The sequence below is a fragment of the Bilophila sp. 4_1_30 genome (assembly GCF_000224655.1).
Lineage (GTDB): Bacteria > Desulfobacterota > Desulfovibrionia > Desulfovibrionales > Desulfovibrionaceae > Bilophila > Bilophila wadsworthia.
On record NZ_JH114231.1, the window covers coordinates 38682 to 41523 of the forward strand.

Annotated in this window: 2 protein-coding genes; one reads left to right on the forward strand and one right to left on the reverse strand. The window is 62.5% G+C overall.

The annotated features are described in order from the left end of the window. A partial coding sequence (locus HMPREF0178_RS00185) for a phage tail tape measure protein (protein ID WP_009367879.1) occupies window positions 1–2399 on the reverse strand: 2399 nt, incomplete at its 3' end. Between HMPREF0178_RS00185 and HMPREF0178_RS00190 the strand changes: the two genes are divergently transcribed. Then, window positions 2398–2742 carry a hypothetical protein gene (locus tag HMPREF0178_RS00190; RefSeq protein ID WP_039958386.1) on the forward strand — a complete coding sequence of 115 codons (345 nt, stop codon included), beginning with the start codon at window positions 2398–2400 and terminating at the stop codon, window positions 2740–2742. The two genes, HMPREF0178_RS00185 and HMPREF0178_RS00190, sit on opposite strands and share 2 nt — an antisense overlap. Window positions 2743–2842: the final 100 nt, after the last annotated feature.

The window sequence follows — 2842 nt, forward strand, 5'->3', positions numbered from 1 at the left end:
ACGGGGACGCCGTGTTCCCGGCGGGAGGCGTCCTTCGTGCCTCCCCACGACGCGGCATATTCCGGGATGCGGGAAGAGGCGGGGGCTGTCCGGGTCTGCCCGGGGAGTTTGGCTTGTGCCGGTTTGGCGGCGGCTTCGGAGAGGGCGGGTTTCGTCGGCCCGATGAAGGGTTTCCCTGCGGCTGCGGGCTGGAGCGCGGCCTGTTCGGGATTGGAGCCGAACGTGAAGAAATCTCCCACGCCTTCCCAGAACCCGTTTTCTTGCTTGGAGGCGGTGTCCTTGCCGGGATAGGCCGCCTTGGCCCCTTCCACAGCGGCCTTGGCGGATTGCGGCTCTTCGTCGTCTCCGAATCCGAATGCGCCCTTGATATCCTTGTAGATGCCCTTGACTGTCTCAACGGGCTTCATGGCCATCGCCTTGACGCCCTCCACCAGCGTGTCGATGAGCTTGGCTCCGGCATCGTACAGCGACATACCGTTCCAGAGGTCAGAGATGAACGTCAGTGTGCCGGTAAACGCGGCTTCAACCAGTTCAAGGATGGGGCACACGGTTTTCAAACCGGTCCAGACGGTGTCCACGACGGCCCGGAATCCTTCGAATTTGTTGTAGGCCCAGACGAGCCCCGCTCCGAGCGCAGCGATGCCCACGATGATCAGCCCGATGGGATTGGCCGTGAGCGCCGCGTTCCAGAGCCACTGCGCGGCGGTGATGATCTTGATTTTGGCGGCGCTGGCCAGAGCGACCGCCGCGTGGGCCTTTTGCGCCACGGTTGCCGCGATGACGGACGGGCGCAGTGCGGCGAAGATGCCCTTGGCGATCTGCCAGCCGTCCGAGAGGATGGTCGCCGCGTAGCCGCCCGCCAGCGCGGATACCTTGAGCCCAACCAGCGCGATGCCGACGAACATGACCCCCCGTGTGACGCCGGGAAACGCTTCCGCCAAGGCCCGGACAGGCTTGATGACGGAGGTGGCAAACTCTGCGGCTGAGGCAAGGGGCGGCAGGAGCACGCTGCCGATGGTGATGGCGAGGATTTGCCCGGAGGCCGCCAGCCGATCCAGAGCGCCCTGCGTCGTCTCCGAGCGGGTTTTGAACTCGGCGAGCTGGGAGCCTTTGGCTTCTTCGGAGTTGGCCAGCGCGAAAATCTCACGCAGTTTGTTGGGATTGTTGATGAGCGGGGCCAATGAGGCGAGCGATTCCGTACCGAACAGTTCCTTGGCGATGCCAGCCTGTTCCGCTTCGGGCATTTTCTTGATGGCTCCGAGTACCGTGAGCAGGGTGTTTTCCGCTTCCTTGCCGCCTTTTTTCATGCCTTCCGCGATGGCTCCGACATTGCGAAACCCCAACTGCTTCATGGTCTCTTTCTGAGCCTTGGTCATGGCGTTGCCTTGGCTCAAGGTCAGCAGGAAGTTCTTCATGGCCGTCCCGGCGGTTTCCTTGTTTTCCGAGGTTGAAACCATTGCGGCGGCCAAGCCTACGATGGACTTTTCGGAAAACCCCGCCATTTTTCCCACCGCGCCCATCCGGGCGACGACGGAGGATGTGTCCGCAGCTGTGGCGTTCATTTTTGAGGCCACATAGTTCATGGCATCGCCCATGCCGCGGGTCTGCTCCGCCGTGAGTTCCATGCGCGACTGGTAGGTAGCGAGGCGCTCCCCGGCTTCCTCGGCGGTGATGCCGTAAGCTACGGACATTTCGGCGGCGTCGTTGAGGAATCTCTTTATTTTTTCGGGATCAAGATTACCGTCCGCATCGTTGGCCACACCAGCCTCGGCAGCGGCGGCTATCTTGGTGACTTCGTTCGGGCCGAGCCCCGTCCGTTCCGAAACGGAGAAGATGTCCTGCTTAATCCGTTTTTCGTCGTCATCCTTGGCAAAATTGGCCACCTTTTTGAGGTCGGCCCAGTTGCTTTCGTAGTCGATGGCGAGCTTGACCGGGGCGACCACCGCGGCGGCTGTGGCCACCGTCCCCATGATCTGTCCGTGGTACTCTTGCCGTTTGGCTTGGTTGGCCAGCATTTTCTGTTGGCGTCCGAGAGCGGCTTCGGTACGCCCGATGGCCGCTGCCGTTTCGGATTGTGCCTTCGCCATGTTCTCGACGGTGACGCCGTATTTTTTTGCCGCCCGCTCCGCGCTTTTGAAAGCCCGCTCGGAGGCTTGCACTTGTCCGGTCAGCTTGGTTCTGGTCTCGGGGAGGAGCGGTCCAGCATTGAGACGGGCACGAGCCGCTTCAAGTTCCGCGCTGGCTTTAACCAGTGCCCCTGATTTTTGGGAAACGGTCTGTAGGCCCTTGAGATCAGACTTGAGCCCTTTGACGCGGGAGGAAACCGTGGTAAAGGCGGAAGCGACGGAGGCCCCTACCGCAGCCCCCACAGCAAACGTCACGCCAAAAGAAGTGCTCATGAAAACCTACCAAGAGTTGATGGCCAAACAGTATGCGAGCTGGTGGCCGCTGTTTGTTCCCGTTGCGGCCATAGCCGCCTGTATCGACAAGTGGTTCCTCGACACCGCGAGCTGGCCGGAGGCGGCGGGGCACGGCGTTTTTGCCGGGCTCTGCTTCATGGCCCTTGTGTACGCGGGAAAGGCCGTGCGGCCCTTCCCGTGGGTGATTCCCGTGGCCGCCGCCGTGACCTGCGCCCGAAAGTGGTTCTTCGACGCCCCGACATGGACGGCGGCGCTGGACGCCGGGCTGGTCACGGCCTTTGTGCTGCTGGTCGTCCTACATCTGATGAAAGGGGCACGCTAGGCGGAGAGCCGTTTTTCCAGCTCGCAGGCCGTGTCCAGCCAAGCCTCGGCTTCGTCAGGCGTCAGCGTCAGCACGTCCCGCAGGGGCCACCGGGTCAGCC

Bases quoted from the DNA above. Each gene is read 5' to 3' on its own strand.
- HMPREF0178_RS00190 (WP_039958386.1), top strand. From the start codon at position 2,398: ATGAAAACCTACCAAGAGTTGATGGCCAAACAGTATGCGAGCTGGTGG.